This is a genomic window from Streptomyces sp. NPDC017246, assembly GCF_044331325.1.
In the GTDB taxonomy this organism is placed as follows: Bacteria; Actinomycetota; Actinomycetes; order Streptomycetales; family Streptomycetaceae; genus Streptomyces.
This window is the reverse complement of record NZ_JBIRMW010000006.1, coordinates 154,245-176,973: the sequence shown is the minus strand read 5'-3', so window position 1 is coordinate 176,973 and position 22,729 is coordinate 154,245. Positions and strand designations below refer to the sequence as shown.

Sequence of the window (22,729 nt, the reverse complement as noted above, 5' to 3'; positions counted from 1 at the left end):
CGGCGTACCCGTCAATACGGACGGATCCTCATGGGTCCGATCCCGGGGCGTCGGCCCGGCGGCGATCGCCTCGTCTCGGGTGGAAGAGACCTCCGGCAGCGACGACGCTGATCAGTAGCCGTACGACGCCGGAGGCGCAGTGGACGTTTCAATGACCATGTGGGTGCTGACCATTCTCGGTCTGTGTGCCCTGATCGGTGCCGACTTCCTCATCGGGCGCAAGCCCCATGACGTGTCGGTGAAGGAAGCCGGCATCTGGACGGCCGTCTGGATCGTCCTCGCCGGACTCTTCGGGCTCGGCCTGTGGTTCTTCGGTGAGAGCCAGGCCGCCGGGGAGTTCTTCGCCGGGTACATCACCGAGAAGTCGCTCAGTGTCGACAACCTGTTCGTCTTCGTCCTGATCATGGCGAAGTTCGCGGTGCCCTCGCATCTCCAGCAGCGGGTGCTGCTGGTGGGCGTGGTGATCGCCCTGGTGCTCCGTACGATCTTCATCGCCGCGGGCGCGGCGATCATCGCGAACTTCTCCTGGATCTTCTACTTCTTCGGCGCGTTCCTGATCTACACCGCCTGGAAGCTCATCCAGGAGGCGCGGGCCGACGAAGAGGACGAGATCCCGGACAACCGTGTCCTCAAGATGGCCGAGAAGCGGTTCGGCGTCGCCGACCGGTACCACGGCACCAAGCTGTTCATCCGGGTCAACGGCAAGCGGGTGATGACCCCGCTGATGGTCGTCATGATCGCCATCGGCACCACGGACATCCTCTTCGCCCTCGACTCCATCCCGGCGATCTTCGGCCTCACCCAGGACCCGTACATCGTCTTCACCGCCAACGCTTTCGCCCTGATGGGTCTGCGGCAGCTGTACTTCCTGATCGGCGGTCTGCTCAAGAAGCTGGTCCACCTCAGCTACGGGCTGTCGGTGATCCTCGGCTTCATCGGTGTGAAGCTCCTGCTGCACGCCCTGCACGAGTCCGGACTGGACGTCCCGGAGATCTCCATCCCGTTCTCGCTCGCGTTCATCTGTCTGGTCCTGGTCGTCACCACGATCACCAGCCTCATCGCCTCCAAGCGGCAGTCGGAGCGGGAGGCCGCCGAAAGCGTGGCCGACGCCGACGGCACCGAGAAGGACAGCATCGGCGCCTGACGCGGCACACACGGCGACGGCCGGCCGGGGTTCTCCCCGGCCGGCCGTCGCCGTTTCGCCGTTTCGGCGTCTCAGGTCGAGGCGGGCTCCGGCTCCGGCGCGGGCCGCTGTTCGGCCCTGGCCGGGAGGGTCTCCGGGAGGCGGGCGAAGCAGGCCAGGCTGACGAGCGCGACCAGCGTCAGATAGGCCGCCACGCCCCAGGGCGGGCCGGAGCCGCCACCGGAGAGGGCGGTGGCCACGAGCGGGGTGAGGGCGCCGCCGAGGACGCCGGCGAGGTTGTAGCCGACGGCCGCGCCCGTGCACCGGACGCGGGGCTCGTACAGCTCCGGGAGGTACGCGGCGACCACCGCGAACACGGTGATGAAGGCGAGCAGCGAACCCAGGAAACCGAGGAACATCAGCAACGGGCGCGCGGTGTGCAGCAGGGCCACCATCGGGAACATCCACAGCGCGGAGGCGGCGCACCCGGCGAGACAGAGCGGCCGGCGGCCCCAGCGGTCGGCGAGGAGGGCCACGAAGGGCGTGGCCGCGCCCTCGATCGCGACGGCCGCCATGACGCAGGTCAGCATCACGGTGCTGCTCACCCCGAGCCGCTCGGTGCCGTAGGCGAGGGCCCAGGTGGAGACCGCGTAGAAGGTGGCGTACCCGACCGCGAGCGCCCCGGCCGTCAGCAGGACGAGCCGCCAGTGGTCCCGGGCGACCTCGGCCAGCGGGGCGCCCGCGCGCTTCCCGGCCGCGGACAGCTCCTCGAACTGAGGGGTCTCCGCCAGGGAGGAGCGCAGCAGCAGGCCCGCCGCCGCGAGCACCCCGGCGGCCCAGAACGGAACCCGCCAGCCCCAGGAGCGGAACTCCGCCTCGCTCAGGCCGGCCGAGAGCGCCAGCATCACCCCGTTCGCCAGGAGGAAGCCGACCGACGGACCGATCTGGGGGAAGCTCGCCCACAGCGCGCGCCGGTGCGCGGGGGCGTGCTCGGCGGTGAGCAGGACGGCCCCGCCCCATTCGCCGCCGAGGCCCAGGCCCTGGAGGAAACGGAGGACGAGAAGCAACACCGGGGCGGCGATGCCGAGCGTCGCGTACGTGGGGACGCAGCCGACCGCGACGGTGGCGCAGCCGGTCAGGAGCAGCGAGGCGAAGAGGACGGGGCGCCGTCCGTACCGGTCTCCGACGTGTCCGAAGAGGATCGAGCCCAGCGGGCGGGACAGAAAGCCGACGGCGAAGGTGCCGAAGGCGGCGAGGGTCCCGGCGAGCGGGGAGAAGGTCGGGAAGAAGAGCGGCCCCAGGACGAGGGCGGCGGCGGTCCCGTAGACGAAGAAGTCGAAGAACTCGATGGCGGTGCCGACGAGCGAGGCGGCGGCGACCCGCCCCATCGACGGCGGGGCGGGGGGAGCGGGCGGAGGGGGTGGAACACGGGGAGCGGGGAGCGACGGAGAGTGACTGGGGTGCATGTCGCGCCAACTACCCCGCCGCCGTCCGGGTTACGGGGGCGTACGGAAGCGCGCGGCTGCTCAGCCGCGCGCTCTCGATCGCCGGCGGATCACCAGCCGCGCTCGCGCCACTCCGCCAGGGACGGCCGCTCGTCACCGAGCGTGGTGTCCTTGCCGTGGCCCGGGTAGATCCAGGACTCGTCGGGGAGGACCGCGAAGAGCTTGGTCTCCACGTCGTGGAGCAGGCTCGCGAAGGCCTCCGGGTCCTTCCGTGTGTTGCCCACGCCGCCGGGGAAGAGGCAGTCGCCGGTGAACACATGGGGGTGGCCGTGCTGGTCGTCGTAGACCAGGGCGATCGAGCCGGGGGTGTGCCCGACCAGCCGGCGCGCGGTCAGCTCGACCCGGCCCACCCGGATCGTGTCGCCGTCCTCGACGGGCACGTCGGTCGCGACGGGGATGCCCTCCGCGTCGTACGCCCCCGCGTAGGTCGCGGCGCCGGTCGCGGCGACCACCTCGGCGAGAGCCTGCCAGTGGTCGCCGTGCCGATGGGTGGTGACGACGGACGTGATGCCGTCGTCACCGATCAGCGTGAGGAGCGTGTCGGCGTCGTTCGCCGCGTCGATCAGCAACTGCTCGCCGGTCGCCCGGCAGCGCAGCAGATACGCGTTGTTGTCCATCGGACCGACCGCGACCTTGGAGATCATCAGGTCCGTCAGCTCGTGCACGTCCGCCGGTCCGCCGACCTTCACCACTCCGCTGTACGTCATGCGTTCAGACTAGCTCCGCCCACCGACGGCGGCGGGCCGCCGCTACAGCGCCGGGAGCTCCGGGAGGCCGTCGCCCTCGAGGACGGCGAGGTGGGCGCCCTTGAGGCCGCGGCCGGAGAGCCAGCCGAGCAGGTCGGCGGCGGTGCCGCCCAGGACGACGGGGGCGCCTTCGGTGCCGCCGGTCCGCCAGCTGGGGCTGTCCTCCTCGAACCCGTGGCGGAGGGTCACGGGCGGGACCTCGGGGCGGCCGGACCACCTGTCCGCCAGGAAGTCGATCTCCCGCAGCACGAACTCCTCGGGGAGGTCCTCCAGGCCGTAGTCGACCCCCAGGTCGACATGGTGCAGGGCCACCTCGACCCAGCGGCGGAAGGGGATGCGCGCGGCCCGGTCCTTGACGCCGTTGCGGAGCTCGACGGTCCGGTCCCAGTCGGCTGGCTCGGCGCACACGGCCCGGAAGCGCTCGGCGCTCTCGCGCAGGTCGGCGACCTGGACGTCCGGGGGGCGGGGGGCGTCGCGCTCGATGTCGGCGTCGCGGGTCGCGGCGTCGGGGTACATGGGCAGGCCCTGGAGGACGTTCACCAGGGCGTCGGCGTTACGGGCGACGTGGGCGAGCACGTGGCCGCGGGTCCAGCCGGGCAGCCGTGACGGCTCGGCCATCGCCGCGTTGTCCAGGGAGGCGGCCGCGGTCAGCAGCCTTTCGGTCGCTTCGCGGACGTGAGCGAGGTCGCGTTCGTGGTCGATCATGGCGCCGACCCTAGTGGCAGCGGGGGTGCCGCCACTCGTTCGGGTGAAGAGGTCTCCGAGAGACCGGAAATCGAATGTGCGTGCTATAAGCTCGAGGGAAGCATCCGGCATCCTTGAGGTGTTGGGTGTTCAGGCACATCCGCTCTCTGAAGAAAGGTGCGGACCGGCGTGACCGACCGTCTCATCGTTCGTGGCGCTCGCGAGCACAACCTCAAGAACGTCTCGCTCGACCTCCCGCGTGACTCCCTCATCGTCTTCACCGGGCTGTCCGGGTCGGGCAAGTCCTCCCTCGCGTTCGACACGATCTTCGCCGAGGGGCAGCGCCGGTACGTCGAGTCGCTCTCTTCGTACGCACGGCAGTTCCTCGGCCAGATGGACAAGCCGGACGTCGACTTCATCGAGGGTCTGTCGCCCGCCGTCTCCATCGACCAGAAGTCGACCTCGCGCAACCCGCGCTCGACGGTCGGCACCATCACGGAGGTCTACGACTACCTCCGCCTGCTCTTCGCCCGCATCGGCAAGCCGCACTGTCCCGAGTGCCGGCGGCCGATCTCCCGCCAGTCCCCGCAGGCGATCGTCGACAGGGTCCTGGAGCTCCCCGAGGGCAGCCGCTTCCAGGTGCTCTCCCCGCTCGTGCGCGAGCGCAAGGGCGAGTTCGTGGACCTCTTCGCCGACCTCCAGACCAAGGGCTACAGCCGCGCCCGCGTCGACGGCGTGACCGTACAGCTGAGCGAACCGCCGACGCTGAAGAAGCAGGAAAAGCACACGATCGAGGTAGTCGTCGACCGCCTCACCGTGAAGGACGGCGCCAAGCGTCGCCTCACCGACTCCGTCGAGACCGCGCTCGGACTCTCCGGCGGCATGGTCGTGCTCGACTTCGTCGACCTCCCCGAGGACGACCCCGAGCGCGAGCGGATGTACTCGGAGCACCTGTACTGCCCGTACGACGACCTGTCCTTCGAGGAGCTGGAGCCGCGCTCCTTCTCCTTCAACTCGCCCTTCGGCGCCTGCCCCGACTGCACGGGCATCGGCACCCGCATGGAGGTCGACGCGGAGCTGATCGTCCCGGACGAGGACAAGTCCCTCGACGAGGGCGCCATCCACCCCTGGTCGCACGGCCACACCAAGGAGTACTTCGGCCGGCTCATCGGCGGGCTCTCGCAGGCCCTCGGCTTCCGCACGGACCTGCCGTACGCGGCACTGCCGCAGCGTGCCAAGAAGGCCCTGATGCACGGCCACAAGACCCAGGTCGAGGTCCGCTACCGCAACCGGTACGGGCGGGAGCGGGCGTACACCACCCCGGCCTTCGAAGGTGCCGTCTCCTTCGTCAAGCGGCGTCACACCGAGGCCGAGAGCGACTCCAGCCGCGAGCGCTTCGAGGGCTACATGCGCGAGGTGCCCTGCCCCACCTGCGAGGGCACCCGTCTGAAGCCGATCGTCCTCGCGGTCACGGTCATGGAGAAGTCCATCGCCGAGGTCTCCGCGATGTCGATCAGCGACTGCGCCGAGTTCCTCTCCCGCCTCACGCTGAACGCCCGGGACAAGAAGATCGCCGAGCGGGTCCTCAAGGAGGTCAACGAGCGGCTGCGCTTCCTGGTCGACGTCGGCCTCGACTACCTCTCGCTCAACCGCGCCGCGGGCACCCTCTCCGGCGGCGAGGCCCAGCGCATCCGGCTCGCCACCCAGATCGGCTCCGGCCTGGTCGGTGTGCTGTACGTGCTCGACGAGCCGTCCATCGGTCTCCACCAGCGCGACAACCACCGGCTCATCGAGACCCTCGTACGCCTCCGCGACATGGGCAACACGCTCATCGTCGTCGAGCACGACGAGGACACCATCAAGGTCGCGGACTGGGTCGTCGACATCGGCCCCGGCGCCGGTGAGCACGGCGGCAAGGTCGTCCACTCCGGCACCATGAAGGAGCTCCTCGCCAACGAGGAGTCGATCACCGGGCAGTACCTGTCCGGCCGCAGGGCGATCCCCACCCCGGACATCCGCCGCCCGGTGGACCCCGGGCGCCGGCTCACCGTGCACGGCGCCCGCGAGAACAACCTGCGGGACATCGACGTCTCCTTCCCGCTGGGCGTCCTCACCGCCGTCACCGGCGTCTCCGGCTCCGGAAAGTCGACCCTGGTCAACGACATCCTCTACACCCACCTGGCGCGCGAGCTGAACGGCGCCAAGTCGGTGCCCGGACGGCACACGCGCGTGGACGGCGACGACCTCGTCGACAAGGTCGTGCACGTCGACCAGTCCCCGATCGGCCGCACCCCGCGGTCGAACCCGGCGACCTACACCGGCGTCTTCGACCATGTCCGCAAGCTCTTCGCCGAGACGATGGAGGCCAAGGTCCGGGGCTACCTGCCCGGCCGCTTCTCCTTCAACGTCAAGGGCGGCCGCTGCGAGAACTGCTCCGGCGACGGCACGATCAAGATCGAGATGAACTTCCTCCCGGACGTCTACGTCCCGTGCGAGGTCTGCCACGGCGACCGGTACAACCGGGAGACCCTGGAGGTCCACTACAAGGGCAAGTCCATCGCCGAAGTCCTGAACATGCCGATCGAGGAGGCCCTCGACTTCTTCGAGGCCGTCCCGACCATCGCCCGCCATCTGCGCACGCTCAACGAGGTCGGCCTCGGGTACGTCCGGCTCGGCCAGTCCGCGCCGACGCTCTCCGGCGGCGAGGCGCAGCGCGTGAAGCTCGCCTCCGAGCTCCAGAAGCGCTCGACGGGCCGCACGGTCTACGTCCTGGACGAGCCGACCACCGGTCTGCACTTCGAGGACATCTCGAAGCTGATCACGGTCCTCTCCGGCCTGGTCGACAAGGGCAACTCGGTGATCGTCATCGAGCACAACCTCGATGTCATCAAGACCGCCGACTGGCTCATCGACATGGGCCCCGAGGGCGGCAACGGCGGTGGCGTGGTCGTCGCCGAGGGCACGCCGGAGGAGGTCGCCTCGGTCCCGGAGAGCCACACCGGCAAGTTCCTGCGCGAGATCCTCGGCGCGGACCGGATCAGCGACGCCGGGGTGAAGGTCCCGGCGGCCCGGGGGACGAAGAAGGCGGCGGCGAAGAAGGCTCCCGCCAAGGCCCCCGCCAAGAAGGCCGCGGCGACCAGGGCCACGGCCGCCAAGACGGCCACCAAGGCCGCCGCTCCGGCGAAGAAGACGGCCACGAAGGCGACCGCCACGAAGGCCGCCGCCAAGAAGGCGACGACCCGGGCGCGCAAGGCCTGACGTCGATGTGGGGCCCCCGTCCCGGGGGCCCCACATCGGTCCGGGCCCGCACCCCGGGCCCGGACGTCGGTGCCGGACACCACGCCGGTATCGTCGGTTCGGTCACGCCTTGCCCCGATCCACCGTGGAGCGCCCATGTCCGGCCAGTCCAGCCGCCGCACCGTCCTGAAGGGCGCCGCTCTCGCCGGTGCCGCCGGGCTGGGAGTCGCCGCCTGCTCCACCGAATCCAAGCTCGGCCACGCCGGCGTCCCGACCCCGACCGCCCCGGTCGCGCTCGGCACCCCGGACGAGGTCCCGGTCGGCGGCGCCAAGCTCTACCGCGAGCAGAAGGTCGTGGTGAGCTGCCCGGCCAAGGGCCAGTACAAGGCGTTCAGCGCCCAGTGCACCCACGCCGGCTGCGTCCTCGACAAGATCGAGAACAACGAGGGCAACTGCCCCTGCCACGGCAGCCGCTTCGACGTCACGACCGGCAAGGCGGTCAAGGGCCCGGCCACCGTCCCGCTCCCCGAGGTCCCGGTCCGCGTCGAGAACGGCAAGCTGGTCGCCGGGCCCGAGGCCTGAGGCCTGAAGCCGGAGCCCTGAAGCTCCGGAGCCCGAGGCCTGAAACCGGAGGCCCGGGGGCCGAAGCCGGCTGCCCGAGCCTCGGGGCTGGGGCAGCCGAGTCAGGCCCAGTCCCAGTCGACCCCCAGGATCCCCGGGCGTACGCCCTGCTCCACGACATGCACCGTGCGGTGCCGGCCGCTCAGCGTCAGCTCCGCACGGCCCCCGCGCGGCGCACCCGTCGAGGCCTGCGCGAACCTCCGGCACCGCACCGGCAGCGCCGCCTCGTCGAAGCGCACCTGGAGCACGTACTGCCCGCCCGCGAAGCTGAACCCGCGCACGTACTCCCCGCTCGGCCCCGCCGTACCGTCCTCGAAGCCGTACGAGAACAGGTACGTGTCCCCGGCCCGCAGCCGCGCGTCGAAGAGCAGCTCCGCGATCAGCACCCCGGTCCCCGCGTGCCACCGCACCCGCCCGGTCCGGCAGTTCTCCACCGCCCGCACGGCCACCCGGGACGGGTCGCAGCCGGGGTCCCCGTGGTGGATGGCCAGATAGCGGTCCACCCCGTCCCGGTGCGCCCGCACCACATGCTGCGACTCGCGCCCCACCAGCTCCCGCCCGGCCCCGATCCGTACCCGCTCGTGGTGACCCACCGTGTGCAGCCCGCCGTCCGTGGGTGACTCCAGCTCCGCGAGCAGCTCCTCGACCGAACCGGACGCCTCCACCAGGGAACGGTACGAACGGGCCGCCGGACGCTCCACCTCGGACCGCGCGGTCGCGTCCTCCGTGAGCAGCCGCAGCAGTGAGTTCCCCGGCAGCTGGAGCACCTCCTCAAGGGCGCGGACCGCCTTCAGGGACTCCGGCCGCTGCGGACGGCGGGCGCCCTGCTGCCAGTAGCTCAGACTCGTCACCCCGACCTTGACGCCCCGGTGCGCGAGATGGTGCTGGACCCGCTGGAGCGGCAGCCCGCGCACGGCCAGCGCGGTGCGCAGCGCCAGATGGAAGGGGCCGGTGCGCAGTATCTGCACCAGATCGGCCTCGGTGTGGCTCACGAGGACTCCTCAGTGAACGTTCACGACGGGGAAGCGGACCGTCGCGCCGCGTGGGGTGGGCGGGCAGGTGGGCCGAGGGCGTCCGTTCACACCCGGGTCACACCGTTCACAGTCCGATGTCACCCCGCATTGAAGCGTGTTGACCGGATCCGGACAACGGAAGATGCTCCTGACCAGCGTCCGGACGCGCTCCTCCACCCCCCACACCCCCACATCCCCACACCCCCCGCCCCAGGGAGGAACGCGATGCGCAGAAGAAAGCTGAACCTCGCGGCACTCGCCGCAGCCGCCCTCTTTCTCGTCCCCACCACCTCGGCGTCCGCCGCACCCGCCGGCGAGGACGCGGCCGCCCTCGGCTCCAAGCGGCTGAACATCACCATGCAGGCCCAGCAGAAGACCAACTGGTGCTGGGCCGCGGGCGGCAACACCATCGCCACCTGGTTCGGCCGGAACTACAGCCAGAACCAGTTCTGCAACGCCGCCTTCAACCGCCAGCAGGGCTACGACTGCCCCAACAACCAGGCCACCCTCGGCAACGTCCAGACCGGACTCAGCTGGGCCGGCGTCAACCCCGGCTCGTACGTGACCGGCTGGCTGCGCTACGCGACCGTGCAGACCGAGATCAACGCCGACCGGCCCGTCGAGACCCGCATCCAGTGGTCCAGCGGCGGCGGTCACATGCACGTCCTCTACGGGTACGACGACGCCAACAGCTGGGTCTACTGGGGCGACCCGTGGCCCTCCAGCGACCGCTACAACTGGGCCTCGCACGCCTGGTACGTCAACAACGACTCCTTCTCCTGGACCCACTCGCTCTACCGGATCGGGGCGTGACGGCCATGAACGCACGTGCCATGGGCGCCGGTCTCCTCACCACCGCCGCCCTCGTACTCCTCGGAGCGTTCCCGGCGGAGGCCGCCGACGCCCCGCCGCCCGCGCCCACCCCCGAACAGGCCGCGTCCGCGCCGGGGACCCTGGACACCCTGTCCCGGTTCTTCGCCCGGGACGGCGCCGTCGCCCGCTCGGCCGCCGCGCCGCGCGTCGAGGGCGGGTCCGTTCCGGTACGAATCCTCTCCCCGGACTTCGTCGCCGGGAAGGCCGGTGCCCCGGTCGCGAGGGTCGAGTTCCACGCCAGCCGGGCCGTGTCCTCGGACGGCCAGAAGGCCTCGCTCTGGACGGTGAAACAGGCCGGCGGCTGGCAGGTGGTGAACATCGCCACCGGCGACGACGAGATCCGCTACGCGGAACAGGGCGGGCGCGTGCTGCCCGGCGGCCTCGTCTTCCGCGAGCCGCAGATCGACGCGTGGTACGTCCAGAAGGGCGCGAAGGTGCTCCCGCTGGACGAGGACGCGGTGCGGGCCGTCGGCCGGAACGGGACGAGCCTCACCGCGTACCGGGAGCGGGTCGCCCGGGCGTACGGCGACAAGCTGCCCGGCTCCGCCTACGCGAAGAAGGGCGCGGCGGGGGGCTACGGCCCACAGGCGGGTGCGCCGGCCGCGGCGCCGGGGCCCGTGTCCCGTACGGCGGCCGGCCACGACGAACCGGCCGTCACGGCGGCGTCGGCCACGGCGGGTGCGGGGGCGGTGCTGGCGCTGGTCCTGATATCCGCGTCGGCGATACGCCGGAGGCGGGGCGCGAGTACGACCTGACCCACCCGCGGGGGGCGGGCCCCTGCGGCCCGCCCCCCGCGGTGATCAGCCGTTCCCCCACGCAGAACGCCCGGCCCCGCCGGGGCGTCACCCCGCCCACCTCGTTGCGGCAGCTGCCTGCCGGGCCGGAACGGCCGGTCACGACGTGCGTCGTCGCCACCGCGTTGTGGGCGCTGCCCACCCCGTTGTGGGCAACTGTTCCTCCCCCAGACTCCGTCCGGGGGGACCCCCAGGGCGGAACGGGTGGGCACAACGGAACGTCGCCCTTTGCCGGGCCCAGGCTTCCGCGCCCTGACCCGCACCGGATGCGCGTCGCGCTGTTGGTGCGGGTTCGGGCGCAGGGGGCGGACGCGCCGCCAAGCGCGCGTCCCGTGTGCCCACCCGTCCCGCCCCAGCGGGACGATTGCCCACACGGGCGGTGGCGGGGGGCAGCGTGCGCACGCTGCGGCAAAGGCCGGGCGGCGCGGGCGGGCGGGCGGGCGGGCCCGCACGGCGGTGAGCCGGGCGGGGCGGCGTGCGCGTGCGCACACGGCGGTGAGCCGGGCGGGGCCGCGTGGGCGCGCCCACACGGCGGGGCCCGGCGGGGAGCGCGAGCTCACCGGGGGTGGGCGGGGTCGGCCGGAGCGTCGGCTCGCGCGAGTTCCCAGGGGACGACGGGGCGGCGGCGGACCCGCGGGGGTGGCGTCCGGTCGGGTGGGTGGGGTCCGGGGGTCAGCGGGCCAAGTAGCCGCCGTCCACCGGGAGGATCGCGCCCGTCACGAACGACGCCTCGTCCGAGGCGAGGAAGACGATCGCCGCCGCCACCTCCTCCGGCCTGCCGAAGCGGCCCATCGGATGGGCCCGGACGATCTCGGAGAGGTACTCGGGGCCGCCGGGCTCCACGCGCGCCGCGGCCACCCGTTCCGTCTCGATGGTGCCGGGGGCCACCGCGTTCACCCGGATCCCGTGCTCCGCCCACTCCACCGCCAGGTGCTTGGTCAGCCCGGTGGCCACGAACTTCGCCGGACCGTAGACCGCCTGCCGGGCCTGCCCGGCCACGCCCGAGATCGACGATGTGCACACGATGGCCCCGCCGCCCGAGACGAGCATCGCCTCGATCGCGTACTTGCAGGTCAGGAACATGCCCCGGCCGTCCACCGCCATCACCCGGTCGAAGTCCGCGCCCTCCGCCTCCGTGATGTCGAGCAGCGGGATCACCCCGGCGTTCGCCACCAGGACGTCCAGCCGTCCGAAGCGGTCCACCGCCGTGGTGATCATCCGCCGGGCGTCCTCCTCCCGTGCCACGTCGCCCACGACCGGAACGACACCTTCGAGCGTCGCGAGCCGGTCCCCGTCGAGGTCGGCGGCGATCACATGGGCCCCTTCGCGGAGGAACCGCTCCGTCGTCGCCCGCCCGATTCCGCTCGCCGCGCCGGTGATCACGCACACCCGGTCCGTCAGCCGTCCCGCCACCTGATTCGCCATGCTTCGCCAACGAGCGCGCGAGGCCGGAGTGTCGGTGCCCGCCAGTAGGGTGGGGAGCATGGCAGACCCCTCCAGCTACCGCCCCAAGCCGGGTCAGATCCCCGACTCCCCGGGGGTCTACAAGTTCCGCGACGAGCACCGCCGGGTGATCTACGTGGGGAAGGCGAAGTCCCTGCGGCAGCGGCTGGCCAACTACTTCCAGCCGATCACGAGCCTGCACCCGCGCACGGCCACCATGGTGACCACCGCCGCCTCCGTGGAATGGACCGTCGTGTCGACCGAGGTCGAGGCGCTCCAGCTGGAGTACTCCTGGATCAAGGAGTACGACCCCCGGTTCAACGTCAAGTACCGGGACGACAAGAGCTACCCGTACCTCGCGGTGACCATGAACGAGGAGTTCCCGCGGGTCCAGGTCCTGCGCGGCCACAAGAAGAAGGGCGTGCGCTACTTCGGGCCGTACGCGCACGCGTGGGCGATCCGCGAGACCGTCGACCTGATGCTGCGGGTCTTCCCGGTGCGGACCTGCTCCGCGGGCGTCTTCCGGAACGCCGCGTCGGCCGGCCGGCCCTGCCTCCTCGGTTACATCGGCAAGTGCTCGGCGCCCTGTGTCGGCCGGGTCACCCCGGAGGAGCACCGCGAACTGGCCGAGGAGTTCAGCGACTTCATGGCCGGCCGCACCGGTACGTACATCCGCCGGTTGGAGAAGCAGATGATGCTCGCGGCCGAGGACATGGAGTACGAGAGGGCCGGACGGCTCCGCGACGACATAGAGGCGCTGCGCCGGGCCATGGAGAAGAGCGCGGTCGTGCTCGCCGACGCCACCGACGCGGACCTGATCGCTCTCGCCGAGGACGAGCTGGAGGCCGCCGTGCAGATCTTCCACGTGCGCGGCGGACGGGTCCGCGGCCAGCGCGGCTGGGTCACCGACAAGGTCGAGGCCGTCGACACGGCCGGGCTCGTCGAGCACGCGCTCCAGCAGCTGTACGGCGAGGAGACGGGGGACACGGTGCCGAAGGAGGTCCTGGTCCCGGCGCTCCCCGAGGACGCCGAGGCGGTCACGGCCTGGCTGTCGGGCCGCCGCGGGTCGAATGTCTCGCTGCGGATCCCGCAGCGGGGCGACAAGAAGGACCTGATGGAGACCGTCGCGCGCAACGCCCAGCAGTCGCTGGTCCTGCACAAGACGAAGCGCGCCAGCGACCTGACCACCCGTTCCCGGGCCCTGGAGGAGATCGCCGAGGCCCTGGACCTGGAGTCGGCGCCGCTGCGGATCGAGTGCTTCGACATCTCGCACCTCCAGGGCGAGGACGTGGTGGCCTCGATGGTGGTCTTCGAGGACGGACTGCCCCGCAAGAGCGAGTACCGCCGCTTCCAGATCAAGGGCTTCGAGGGCCAGGACGACGTCCGGTCCATGCACGAGGTGATCGGCCGGCGCTTCCGGCGTTATCTCGCGGAGAAGGAGAAGACGGGGGAGTGGGACCCCGAGGGCGTCGTGGAGGACCCGGACGAGACGGGGCGGCCCAAGCGCTTCGCGTACCCGCCGCAGCTCGTCGTGGTCGACGGCGGGCAGCCGCAGGTGGCGGCGGCCCGGCGGGCCCTCGACGAGCTGGGGATCTCCGACATCGCGGTCTGCGGGCTCGCCAAGCGTCTGGAGGAGGTGTGGCTGCCCGGTGACGACGACCCGGTGGTGCTGCCCCGCTCCAGCGAGGGCCTGTACCTCCTCCAGCGGGTACGTGACACGGCTCACGACTTCGCCATCCGCTATCAGCGGTCCAAGCGCGCGAAACGTATCCGGACCAGCCCTCTCGACGCGGTTCCCGGCCTCGGCGACACCCGCAAACAGGCGTTGATCAAGCATTTCGGCTCGGTGAAGCGGCTCCGGCAGGCGACAATCGAGCAGATCTGCGAGGTTCCGGGCATGGGACGGAGGACCGCGGAGGCGGTCGTCGTGGCCCTCGCACAGGCGGCTCCGGCCGCACCCGCCGTGAACACGGCGACAGGAGAGATCATGGAAGACGACGGGGGCGGCACGGCATGACCGCGCACGAGCAGGACGAAGAACAGCGGCGACAGCACGACGGGCGGCAAGCGCACGGCGAGCACGACGCGCACGAAGAGCACGACCGAGAAGACGGAGCAGGACACGTGAGTACGGGCACGAAGGAGACCCCCGGCGACAACGACGCCGAGGCGGCCATTCCCGAGCTGGTGATCATCTCCGGCATGTCCGGAGCGGGCAGGTCCACCGCGGCGAAGTGCCTGGAGGACCTCGGCTGGTTCGTCGTGGACAATCTGCCGCCCGCGCTGATCCCCACCATGGTCGAGCTCGGGGCCCGCTCCCAGGGCAATGTCGCCCGGATCGCCGTCGTCGTGGACGTCCGCGGCCGGCAGTTCTTCGACAACCTCAGGGAGTCCCTCGCCGACCTGGACGCCAAGCAGGTCACCCGCCGGATCGTCTTCCTGGAGTCCTCCGACGACGCCCTCGTCCGGCGCTTCGAGTCGGTCCGCAGGCCGCACCCGCTCCAGGGCGACGGCCGCATCACCGACGGCATCGCCGCCGAGCGCGACCTGCTGCGCGAGCTGCGCGGCGACGCCGACCTGGTCATCGACACCTCCAGCCTCAACGTGCACGAGCTGCGCGCCAAGATGGACGCCCAGTTCGCCGGTGACGAGGAGCCCGAGCTGCGGGCCACCGTCATGTCCTTCGGGTTCAAGTACGGCCTGCCGGTCGACGCCGACCTCGTCGTCGACATGCGCTTCCTGCCGAACCCGCACTGGGTCCCCGAACTGCGCCCCTTCACCGGCCTCAACGAGGAGGTGTCGAACTACGTCTACAACCAGCCCGGCGCCAAGGAGTTCCTCGACCGCTACACCGAGCTGCTCCAGCTGATCGCCGCGGGCTACCGCCGCGAGGGCAAGCGCTACGTGACCATCGCCGTGGGCTGCACCGGCGGCAAGCACCGCTCCGTGGCCACCGCCGAGCGGCTCGCCGCCCGCATCGCCGCCGAAGGGGTCGAGACCGTCGTCGTGCACCGGGACATGGGGCGCGAGTGAAGCCGTACCGCCGTCGCGTCTCCACCCTCACGGTGCGGCGTACGCTCCGCAGACGCGGCGCCCAGCCGAAGGTGGTCGCGCTGGGCGGCGGGATGGGCCTCTCGGCCTCCCTCGCCGCCCTCCGCCGGATCACCGGCGATCTCACCGCCGTCGTCACCGTCGCCGACGACGGGGGTTCCAGCGGCCGGCTCCGGGAGGAGCTGGGCGTGCTGCCCCCCGGCGATCTCCGCAAGGCGCTCGCCGCGCTCTGCGGTGACGACGACTGGGGCCAGACCTGGGCCCGGGTGATCCAGCACCGCTTCCAGTCCAAGGGCGAGATCAACGGCCACGCCGTCGGCAATCTGCTGATCGTCGCGCTCTGGGAGCAGCTCGGCGACCCCGTGCAGGCCCTGGACCTGGTGGGCCGGCTGCTCGGCGCCCAGGGCCGGGTGCTGCCCATGTCCGCCGTGCCCCTGGAGCTCCAGGCCCTGGTCAGAGGCCATGACCCGGCGCGTCCCGACGAAGTGGACACCGTGCGCGGTCAGGCGACGGTGGCCCTCACCCCGGGCGACGTCCAGTCCGTGCACCTGGTGCCGAACGACCCGCCGGCGGTGCCCGAGGCGGTCGAGGCGGTCCTGGACGCGGACTGGGTCGTTCTCGGTCCCGGCTCCTGGTTCTCCTCGGTGATTCCGCACCTTCTCGTCCCCGAACTGCTCGACGCCCTGGTCGAGACGAAGGCCCGGAAGGTGCTCTCGCTGAACCTCGCGCCGCAGCCCGGAGAAACCGAGGGCTTCTCCCCGCAGCGTCATTTGGAGGTTTTGGGACGACACGCCCCTAAACTCGCCCTGGACGTGGTGTTGGCCGACGAGGCCGCCGTGCCCGATCGCGAGTCCCTCGCCGATGCCGCCAAGCGGCTCGGTGCCGCGGTCGAGCTGGCGCCGGTGGCCGGGCCCGACGGCTCCGCGAAGCACGACCCGGAGCTGTTGGCCGCCGCGTACGACCGTATTTTTCGGATGCATGGAAGGATCGGCCCATGGCGATGACGGCAGCGGTGAAGGACGAGATCTCCCGGCTTCCCGTCACCCGGACCTGCTGCAGGAAGGCAGAGGTCTCGTCGATCCTGCGGTTCGCGGGCGGGCTGCACCTGGTGAGCGGCCGCATCGTGATCGAGGCGGAGCTGGACACCGCGATGGCGGCCCGCCGCCTCAAGCGGGACATCCTGGAGATCTTCGGGCACAGCTCGGAGCTGATCGTGATGGCTCCCGGCGGACTGCGGCGCGGCTCGCGTTTCGTGGTGCGGGTGGTGGCCGGAGGCGACCAGCTGGCCCGGCAGACGGGTCTCGTGGACGGCAGGGGCCGCCCCATCCGGGGCCTCCCCCCGCAGGTGGTCTCCGGGGCGACCTGTGACGCGGAGGCGGCCTGGCGGGGCGCGTTCCTCGCGCACGGTTCGCTGACGGAGCCCGGCAGGTCCTCCTCGCTCGAGGTGACCTGCCCGGGTCCGGAGGCCGCGCTCGCCCTGGTCGGCGCGGCGCGCCGGCTCTCCATCGGGGCGAAGGCCCGTGAGGTGCGGGGGGTGGACCGGGTCGTCGTCCGCGACGGCGACGCGATCGGTGCCCTGCTCACCCGGCTCGGTGCGCACGAGTCGGTGCTCGCCTGGGAGGAGCGGCGGATGCGGCGCGAGGTCCGCGCCACCGCCAACCGCCTGGCCAACTTCGACGACGCCAACCTGCGCCGCTCGGCCCGTGCCGCGGTCGCCGCGGGGGCCCGGGTGCAGCGCGCCCTGGAGATCCTCGGCGAGGAGGTGCCCGAGCACCTCGCGGCCGCCGGCCGGCTGCGCATGGAGCACAAGCAGGCCTCCCTGGAGGAGCTGGGCGCGCTCGCCGACCCGCCGCTGACGAAGGACGCGGTGGCCGGCCGGATCCGGCGGCTGCTCGCGATGGCCGACAAGAGGGCGCAGGACCTGGGCATTCCGGGGACCGAGTCCAACCTGACGGAGGAGCTCGACGACAGCCTCGTCGGCTGATCACGACGGAATCCCGAACTCCGTGCTGCCGGTGCCTTTCTGAGGCGCCGGCAGCTTTTTCGTCCACCCGCGAGGCACCCTTGACAGGCCCATGAGCGCCCATGAGCCTGGCGTCTGTTCACCTTCGTGGCAGACGACAACAAGGGGGGCTCATGAGACGCAGAGCGAGATCGATCCTCGCAGCGGCTTCACTGCTGATCGCGGGAGTGGCGGCGGCACCCGTCGCCGGAGCGCAGCCGAACGACCGGGACGGCGGTGACGGCCTCTCCGTATGGCGTGCCGAGGTCACCCAGGAGCAGGTACCCCTGCTCCTGGAGGCCGGCGCCGACGCCCATGAACTGACCGAGCAGGTGCCCGCGAAGGGCGCCGCCACGGTCGAGCTCTTCCTCACCGGCCGGCAGGCCGGGCAGCTGCGCGGCCAGGGCGTCGAGATCACCGAGCACGATCTGAGCGCGCAGGCCGAGCGGCGGGTGGCCGCCGCGGGGGACGGCGTCTTCCGCCCGTACGGAGGTCCCGGCGGCCTCAAGCAGGAGGTCCTGGACACCGCCCGGGCCAACCCCGGGATCACCAAGGTCGTCTCCATCGGCAAGACCCTCAAGGGCCAGGACATCCTCGCCCTGAAGGTCAGCAAGGGCGCCCAGCGCGTCAAGGACGGCTCCAAGCCCGCCACGCTGTACATGTCCAACCAGCACGCGCGCGAGTGGATCACCCCCGAGATGACCCGGCGGCTGATGCACTACTACCTCGACGGGTACGGCAAGGACGAGCGGATCACCCGGATCGTCGACTCCACCGAACTGTGGTTCGTGCTCTCCGCCAACCCGGACGGCTACGACTTCACGCACGCCGACCCCGACAACCGGCAGTGGCGCAAGAACCTCCGGGACAACGACGGCGACGGGCGGATCACGTCCGGCGACGGCGTCGACCTGAACCGCAACTTCGCCTACAAGTGGGGCTACGACAACGAGGGCTCGTCACCCGACCCGGCCGACGAGACCTTCCGCGGCAAGGGCCCCATGTCGGAGCCCGAGACCAAGGCCCTCGACGCCTTCCAGAAGCGCATCGGCTTCGCGTACGGCATCAACTACCACTCGGCCGCCCAGCTCCTGCTGTACGGCGTGGGCTGGCAGGTCGCCACCGACACCCCCGACGACGTGGCCCTCAAGGCCCTCGCCGGCACCCCGCAGAACTCGGCCGTGCCCGGCTACCGGCCGCAGGTCTCCTCGGAGCTGTACATCACCAACGGCGAGGCGGACGGACACGCCGCCAACGTCAACGGCACGCAGATGTTCACCCCGGAGATGTCGACCTGCGCCACCGCCTCCCGGGTCGACCCGAACGACGCCTGGAACGCGGCCGACTGCGCCTCCGTCTTCACCTTCCCGGACGACGAGAAGCTGATCCAGGCCGAGTTCGCCAAGAACATCCCCTTCGCGCTCGCCGTCGCCGAGACCGCCGCCCACCCGGACCGGCCCGTCTCCCCGGTCGGCATCGACGCCCCCGACCTCACCCCGAAGACCTTCACCACCTCCTACGCCCGCGGCGGGGAGCAGGAGGTCGCGGTCACCGCGCGCAAGTCCCTGCGCGGCAAGACCCTGAAGTACCGGATCAACGGCGGCCGCACCCACAGCGAGGAGCTCGACGCCTGGAAGGGCGGCGAGACCTTCGGCGGCGAGGACAACCTCTACTTCGACGAGTACCGCGCCGAGGTCGAGGACGCCCGGCCCGGCGACTCCGTCGAGGTCTGGTTCACCGCCCGTACCCGCGAGGGCCGGGCCACCGCCTCCGCCCCCTTCACCTACACGGTGGCCGAGCGGCCCCGCGGCGACGTGCTCGTCCTCGCCGACGAGGGCGGCACCACCGCCGCCAAGCACACCGCCGCCTATGTGAAGGCGCTCGCCGACAACGGCCGCAAGGCCGCCGTCTGGGACGTCGCCACCCAGGGCACCCCTGACACCCTCGGCGTGCTCTCCCACTTCCGTACCGTCGTCTGGTACACCGGCGCCGAGCGGCCCTCCGGAGCCGCCCAGCTCGCCGTCCGCGCCTACCTCAACGAGGGCGGCAAGCTGATCAACGCCGGCGAGAAGTCCGGCGGCCTCACCCGGGTCGGCCTGGCGGAGACCAACGACTTCGCCCAGTACTACCTCGGCGCCTACCACCGCGCGGGCCTCAAGACCCCGCCCGCCTTCGCCGGCACCGGAGCCTTCGCGGGCGTCGGCGCGAGCCTCGGCGCCGCCGCCGACAACCCGCTGGACGACGCCGGCGCCTACACCGTCACCTCGGACACCCTGAAGGCGAAGGACTTCCCGCAGTTCGCGAGCAGCGCCTCCGCCGGTGACTACCCGGGCATCCGCACGCCCTTCGAGCCCGCCGAGGGCGCGACCTTCGCGGCCGTCAAGCACGCCGACGACACCTGGGCCCGGCTCAGCAGGACCGTCGACCTCACCGGCGTCGTCGCCGCGGCCGCACCGCGCCTGGACTTCCAGGTCAGCTTCGACACCGAGCCCGGCTACGACAACCTCGTCGTCGAGGCCCACACCGTCGGCCAGGACGACTGGACGACCCTGCCCGACGTCAACGGCGGCACCTCCAGCGAGCCCCCCGCCGACTGCGGCGAGGGCTACTACGTCCAGGGCCACCCCTTCCTCGCCCACTACCTCACCGTCGGCGAGGACGGCTGCGCCCCCACCGGCACCACCGGCTCCTGGAACGCCTTCACCGGCCCCTCCAACGGCTGGCGGCAGGCCTCCGTCGACCTGAGCGCCTGGGCGGGCAAGAAGGTCGAGCTCTCGATCTCCTACGTCTCCGACCCCGGCACGGGCGAGACGGGCGCCTTCGTCGACGACACCCGCCTCGTCACGGGGACCACCACCGAGGCGGAGGGCTTCGAGACCGCCTTCGGGGCCTGGACCGTACCGGGCGCGCCGGCCGGCAGCCCCGGCAACGGATCCGACTGGACGCGCTCCGCCGCGCTCTTCCACTCCCAGGCGGCTGTCACCACGCGTGACACCGTCCTCCTCGGCTACGGCCTGGAGCACGTGCCCGCCGCGACCGAGCGGGCGCGCCTCGTCGGCCGCGCCCTGGGGGCACTCCGCCGCTGACGGAGAGTAGTCGGGACAAAGGTCCCACGACGGCCCGTACCCGTTGGTAGGTACGGGCCGTCGGCCGTTTTACCTCACTTTCCGGGCTCGTACGGATGCGGCCGATGTCACTCGGGGCCCCCTGTGGGGGTAGGGTCGTAAGCGGTCGGGGACATCCCAAAAAACAAAAATCTCGCCGGCGTCGAGCACACCGGCGTACCTAACGAGGAGATCGGTTCGTGACGATCCGCGTAGGCATCAACGGCTTTGGCCGCATCGGCCGGAACTACTTCCGCGCGCTCCTTGAGCAGGGTGCTGACATCGAGATCGTGGCTGTCAACGATCTGGGTGACACCGCGACCACGGCACACCTGCTGAAGTACGACACCATCCTGGGCCGTCTCAAGGCCGAGGTGACCCACACCGCCGACACCATCACCGTCGACGGTCACACCATCAAGGTGCTCTCCGAGCGCAACCCGGCCGACATCCCCTGGGGTGAGCTGGGCGTCGACATCGTCATCGAGTCGACCGGCATCTTCACGAAGAAGGCCGACGCCGAGAAGCACATCGCCGGTGGCGCCAAGAAGGTCCTCATCTCGGCTCCGGCCAGCGACGAGGACATCACCATCGTGATGGGCGTCAACCAGGACAAGTACGACCCGGCGCAGCACGACGTCATCTCGAACGCGTCCTGCACCACCAACTGTGTCGCGCCGATGGCCAAGGTTCTCGACGAGAACTTCGGCATCGTCAAGGGCCTGATGACCACGGTCCACGCGTACACGAACGACCAGCGCATCCTGGACTTCCCGCACAAGGACCTGCGCCGCGCCCGCGCCGCCGCGGAGAACATCATCCCGACCACGACGGGTGCCGCCAAGGCCACCGCGCTGGTCCTCCCGCAGCTCAAGGGCAAGCTGGACGGCATCGCCATGCGCGTCCCCGTCCCGACCGGTTCCGCCACCGACCTGGTCGTCACGCTCGACCGCGAGGTGACGAAGGACGAGGTCAACGCCGCGTTCAAGAAGGCCGCCGACGACGGCGACCTGAAGGGCATCCTGTACTACACCGAGGACCCGATCGTGTCCTCGGACATCGTGAGTGACCCGGCCTCCTGCACCTTCGACGCCTCCCTGACCATGGTCCAGGACGGCAACACGGTGAAGATCCTGGGTTGGTACGACAACGAGTGGGGTTACTCCAACCGTCTCGTCGACCTCACCGTCTTCGTCGGCGGCCAGCTCTAAGCTTCAGGGCGGGCTTTCGATGTGAGCAGGGCTCGGGCAGCGCAACGCCGCGCTGTGCGAGCCCTGTTTGTGTGCTCCACCGCGTACCAAGGAGTCTGTGACAGATGAAGACGATCGACGAGCTTCTCGCCGAAGGCGTCTCCGGCAAGCGGGTGTTCGTCCGCGCCGATCTCAACGTGCCGCTCGACGGCACCACCATCACCGACGACGGCCGCATCCGCGCCGTCGTCCCCACGGTCAAGGCGCTCGCCGCCGCGGGTGCCCGCGTCGTGGTCGCCTCCCACCTGGGCCGCCCCAAGGGCGCCCCGGACCCGGCGTTCTCGCTCGCCCCGGCCGCCGCGCGCCTCGGCGAGCTCCTCGGCGCCGAGGTGGCCTTCGCGACGGACACGGTCGGCGATTCCGCCACCGCCACCGTCGCGGGCCTCGCCGACGGCGGCGTCGCCGTGATCGAGAACCTCCGGTTCAACGCCGGCGAGACCTCGAAGGACGACGCCGAGCGCGGCGCCTTCGCGGACCGGCTGGCGGCCCTCGCCGACCTGTACGTCGGCGACGGTTTCGGTGCCGTGCACCGCAAGCACGCCTCGGTCTTCGACCTTCCGGCGCGTCTGCCGCACGCCGCGGGCTACCTCATCTCCACCGAGGTGGGCGTCCTGAAGAAGCTCACGGAGGACGTCCAGCGGCCGTACGCGGTCGTGCTCGGCGGCTCCAAGGTCTCCGACAAGCTCGGTGTGATCGACCACCTCCTGGAGAAGGCCGACCGCATCCTCGTCGGTGGCGGCATGGTCTTCACCTTCCTCAAGGCCCTGGGCCACGAGGTCGGCACCTCGCTGCTCCAGGAGGACCAGATCCCGGTGGTCCAGGAGTACCTGGAGCGCGCGAAGGCGCGCGGCGTGGAGTTCGTGCTCCCCGTCGACGTCCTGGTCTCCGCCGAGTTCCCGGACATGAAGACCAAGGCCCCGGCCCACCCGGAGACCGTCGCCGGGGACGCCATCCCGGCCGGACGGATGGGCCTGGACATCGGTCCGGAGACCCGTAAGCTCTACGCCTCGAAGCTCGCCGACGCCGGCACCGTCTTCTGGAACGGTCCGATGGGCGTCTTCGAGCACCCCGACTACGCCGAGGGCACCAGGGCCGTCGCCCAGGCACTCGTCGAGTCCCCGGCGTTCACGGTGGTCGGTGGTGGCGACTCCGCCGCCGCCGTCCGCATCCTGGGCTTCGACGAGAAGGCATTCGGCCACATTTCGACCGGCGGCGGCGCCTCCCTCGAGTACCTCGAGGGCAAGACGCTTCCCGGCCTCGCCGCACTGGAGGACTGACTTTCT

At 71.3% G+C, this 22,729-nt stretch carries 17 protein-coding genes; 12 read left to right on the top strand and 5 right to left on the bottom strand.

Going from position 1 to position 22,729, the window contains the following annotated elements:
- Positions 1 to 139: 139 nt before the first annotated feature.
- Positions 140 to 1,144: a TerC family protein gene (locus ACH4MY_RS16110; RefSeq protein ID WP_398003134.1), complete on the top strand. Its 1,005-nt coding sequence runs from the start codon at positions 140 to 142 to the stop codon at positions 1,142 to 1,144.
- 71 nt (positions 1,145 to 1,215) lie between these two features.
- Here the strand turns inward: ACH4MY_RS16110 and ACH4MY_RS16105 are convergent, their stop codons facing one another.
- From ACH4MY_RS16105 to ACH4MY_RS16095, 3 genes are all read right to left on the bottom strand, one after another.
- Positions 1,216 to 2,511 carry an MFS transporter gene (locus ACH4MY_RS16105; RefSeq protein ID WP_398003131.1) on the bottom strand — a complete coding sequence of 432 codons (1,296 nt, stop codon included), beginning with the start codon at positions 2,509 to 2,511 and terminating at the stop codon, positions 1,216 to 1,218.
- A 167-nt stretch (positions 2,512 to 2,678) separates the two neighbouring features.
- The gene (locus ACH4MY_RS16100) at positions 2,679 to 3,335 is read right to left on the bottom strand and encodes an MBL fold metallo-hydrolase (RefSeq protein ID WP_398003129.1); all 657 of its coding nucleotides are present in this window, start codon (positions 3,333 to 3,335) and stop codon (positions 2,679 to 2,681) included.
- A 42-nt stretch (positions 3,336 to 3,377) separates the two neighbouring features.
- Positions 3,378 to 4,079 (bottom strand): maleylpyruvate isomerase family mycothiol-dependent enzyme, encoded by a 702-nt coding sequence (locus tag ACH4MY_RS16095; protein WP_398003126.1) that lies wholly within the window; start codon positions 4,077 to 4,079, stop codon positions 3,378 to 3,380.
- A 168-nt stretch (positions 4,080 to 4,247) separates the two neighbouring features.
- On the opposite strand from ACH4MY_RS16095, the gene uvrA reads away from it, so the two are divergent.
- Positions 4,248 to 7,316, top strand: a complete 3,069-nt coding sequence (gene uvrA / locus ACH4MY_RS16090) for an excinuclease ABC subunit UvrA (protein ID WP_398003123.1) — start codon at positions 4,248 to 4,250, stop codon at positions 7,314 to 7,316.
- A 135-nt stretch (positions 7,317 to 7,451) separates the two neighbouring features.
- Positions 7,452 to 7,877: a Rieske (2Fe-2S) protein gene (locus tag ACH4MY_RS16085; protein ID WP_398003122.1), complete on the top strand. Its 426-nt coding sequence runs from the start codon at positions 7,452 to 7,454 to the stop codon at positions 7,875 to 7,877.
- A gap of 101 nt (positions 7,878 to 7,978) precedes the next feature.
- Here the strand turns inward: ACH4MY_RS16085 and ACH4MY_RS16080 are convergent, their stop codons facing one another.
- Entirely contained in the window at positions 7,979 to 8,908 is a 930-nt protein-coding gene (locus ACH4MY_RS16080) for a hypothetical protein (RefSeq protein ID WP_398003119.1), read from the bottom strand.
- 246 nt (positions 8,909 to 9,154) lie between these two features.
- Between ACH4MY_RS16080 and ACH4MY_RS16075 the strand changes: the two genes are divergently transcribed.
- Positions 9,155 to 9,742, top strand: a complete 588-nt coding sequence (locus ACH4MY_RS16075; RefSeq protein WP_398003117.1) for a papain-like cysteine protease family protein — start codon at positions 9,155 to 9,157, stop codon at positions 9,740 to 9,742.
- A gap of 5 nt (positions 9,743 to 9,747) precedes the next feature.
- Entirely contained in the window at positions 9,748 to 10,557 is an 810-nt protein-coding gene (locus tag ACH4MY_RS16070) for a hypothetical protein (protein WP_398003114.1), read from the top strand.
- Between the two features lie 711 nt (positions 10,558 to 11,268).
- Here the strand turns inward: ACH4MY_RS16070 and ACH4MY_RS16065 are convergent.
- Complete coding sequence (locus ACH4MY_RS16065) at positions 11,269 to 12,021, bottom strand: SDR family NAD(P)-dependent oxidoreductase (protein WP_398003112.1); 753 nt, start codon at positions 12,019 to 12,021, stop codon at positions 11,269 to 11,271.
- Positions 12,022 to 12,079: 58 nt separating this feature from the next.
- Here ACH4MY_RS16065 and uvrC point away from each other — a divergent pair, with 58 nt between their 5' ends.
- The 7 genes from uvrC to ACH4MY_RS16030 all read left to right on the top strand — a co-directional run bounded on the left by uvrC (position 12,080) and on the right by ACH4MY_RS16030 (position 22,723).
- Positions 12,080 to 14,056 carry an excinuclease ABC subunit UvrC gene (gene uvrC, locus ACH4MY_RS16060; RefSeq protein WP_398003109.1) on the top strand — a complete coding sequence of 659 codons (1,977 nt, stop codon included), beginning with the start codon at positions 12,080 to 12,082 and terminating at the stop codon, positions 14,054 to 14,056.
- Positions 14,053 to 15,072, top strand: a complete 1,020-nt coding sequence (rapZ, locus tag ACH4MY_RS16055; RefSeq protein ID WP_398003106.1) for an RNase adapter RapZ — start codon at positions 14,053 to 14,055, stop codon at positions 15,070 to 15,072. The genes uvrC and rapZ overlap by 4 nt, the downstream gene beginning before the upstream one ends.
- Complete coding sequence (gene yvcK / locus ACH4MY_RS16050; RefSeq protein ID WP_398003104.1) at positions 15,069 to 16,094, top strand: uridine diphosphate-N-acetylglucosamine-binding protein YvcK; 1,026 nt, start codon at positions 15,069 to 15,071, stop codon at positions 16,092 to 16,094. Before rapZ ends, yvcK begins: the two co-directional genes overlap by 4 nt.
- Positions 16,085 to 17,074 (top strand): DNA-binding protein WhiA, encoded by a 990-nt coding sequence (gene whiA / locus ACH4MY_RS16045; RefSeq protein ID WP_073806627.1) that lies wholly within the window; start codon positions 16,085 to 16,087, stop codon positions 17,072 to 17,074. Before yvcK ends, whiA begins: the two co-directional genes overlap by 10 nt.
- A gap of 152 nt (positions 17,075 to 17,226) precedes the next feature.
- A complete protein-coding gene (locus ACH4MY_RS16040) occupies positions 17,227 to 20,178 on the top strand; it encodes a M14 family zinc carboxypeptidase (RefSeq protein WP_398003101.1) in 2,952 nt (983 codons plus the stop codon).
- A gap of 218 nt (positions 20,179 to 20,396) precedes the next feature.
- Positions 20,397 to 21,407, top strand: a complete 1,011-nt coding sequence (gene gap / locus ACH4MY_RS16035) for a type I glyceraldehyde-3-phosphate dehydrogenase (RefSeq protein WP_398003098.1) — start codon at positions 20,397 to 20,399, stop codon at positions 21,405 to 21,407.
- A 104-nt stretch (positions 21,408 to 21,511) separates the two neighbouring features.
- Positions 21,512 to 22,723, top strand: coding sequence for a phosphoglycerate kinase (locus ACH4MY_RS16030; protein ID WP_398003096.1), 1,212 nt, complete (start codon positions 21,512 to 21,514; stop codon positions 22,721 to 22,723).
- Positions 22,724 to 22,729 lie beyond the last annotated feature (6 nt).